This is a genomic window from Eudoraea sp., assembly GCF_049669105.1.
Taxonomy (GTDB): domain Bacteria; phylum Bacteroidota; class Bacteroidia; order Flavobacteriales; family Flavobacteriaceae; genus Eudoraea.
The window spans coordinates 1-1,666 of sequence record NZ_JBATKE010000226.1; the positions used below are offsets into that span (position 1 = coordinate 1).

Annotated in this window: 2 protein-coding genes; both read right to left on the bottom strand. The window is 34.5% G+C overall.

Annotated elements, in window-relative coordinates; genetic code table 11:
• A partial coding sequence (locus WBM60_RS16755) for an LptF/LptG family permease (protein ID WP_424283366.1) occupies positions 1-900 on the bottom strand: 900 nt, incomplete at its 3' end.
• A gap of 25 nt (positions 901-925) precedes the next feature.
• Positions 926-1,570 carry a LolA family protein gene (locus WBM60_RS16760; RefSeq protein WP_424283365.1) on the bottom strand — a complete coding sequence of 215 codons (645 nt, stop codon included), beginning with the start codon at positions 1,568-1,570 and terminating at the stop codon, positions 926-928.
• Between the last annotated feature and the right edge of the window lie 96 nt (positions 1,571-1,666).

Below are 1,666 nucleotides of genomic sequence, written 5' to 3' on the forward strand. Positions count from 1 at the left end.
TGTCGTATCAATCTGAGATACCGGAAGAAATGCACCCATTCTATTGGTAATGTTCTTAGAAAAAGCAGCAACTATTTTTACATTGTTTTCCCGTAATGAGTCGATATCCTTATTGAGTCTGGATACATTTTTCATTTTATCCGTTCGCACATTACGCTCTTCTTCCAGGTCCTGATCATTCTCGGGGATTTCAATATTTATGATATATGTCTCAAAATTAGACCTTGCAAATGGAGATTTATCCTTTCCCGAACCGCTTTTTGCCACAATTTCCTCATAATAATGACCATCAGTTAGGACCAATTGTATGATATCAGATCCCTGGCTGCTTCTAAGTTCGCCCGTCTTGGCTTTAATAACGGTATTATTTTTTTCAAGATTCGTCTTTTTATGAATAACTACCTCCTTCAGATATTTATCGTTCTCACCATACTTTTCATCTACTTTGATATTAAACCCTTCAACATCACTAAAAACGCCTTCTACGATAACAGCTGCTGGTTTTACTTTTGCAATATTTCGCCTTAGGTTATAGATTTTTTGTTCGGAAGCCGGAATTACACTATTCGCAAAGAAAAATGCTACTCCACCAAGAAATATTACTAAAATTATTAGAGGCAACATTGCTCTTTGCAGAGAAATCCCGGATGCCTTCATTGCGGCAAATTCATAATTCTCGGCAAAAGCTCCAAAAGTTAATATAGAAGACAGAAGTACTGTAAGAGGCAGTACTTTTTCTGTTAGGTTTGGCAATAAGTAAAAAAGGAACTTACCAATAATTATAATATCCAATCCTTTTCCGGCCAAATCATCAATGAATAGCCATATCGTCTGAAATACGAAGATAAACATCAATATCAGGAACGAACTAAAAAAATTATAAAGAAATCGTTTTAAAATGTACTTATCTAATATCCGCAATGGTCTAGTTTCTTATGATGTAGTACCCTTCTTCTTTGTACTTGTCTTCATCAAAAGTAAATAAGGTTTTTGATAATTGCTGATCAGTTTTAAAAGAATTAACAGTAATCGTAGTTATTGTGCCGTTCTTACCGGTTTCAATGAGTTTATATATATGTTTGGTTTCTACATCAATGCCAAGCAGAATAGATGTTATTTCAGAATTTGTATCAATAGGTATGAGTTTTATAAACTGAATTTTTCTGCCCTGAACATTCTGTAAGATATCCCATTCATAGTTGTGACCCTTTTTATAAAAAGTCAGCATTTTGGAAGGTGTTATGGTATTTTCCTCTTCAGATTTATCCTCTATTGTAACTTCTTCATTTTCCGGGACTATGGTATATACTTTAGCACCATCAAATAATTGTTGTGAACCTAAATAATTAAAAAGGTACTTTTCACCTTCCAGTGTAACATCGCCTCGGGTCTCCTGATCTACATCTGCTTCCGAATTGTGTAGCGCAAATTTGAAATTTACCTCAATATTATCATAACCCTTAACCTTGTTATAGACTTCATCCAGAAGAGCCTTTGCTTTATCTGAAGATTGAGCCTGAGCATAAAAGGCTGAAAAGGCGAATGCCACGATAAGAATAGAATATTTCATTTTTTATTTTATTTCATTACTTAATAACTGATCCAAAGCGTAAATATCGGAAACCAGTACCTGCCTTGCTTTGCTTCCTTCAAAGGGTCCTACAAT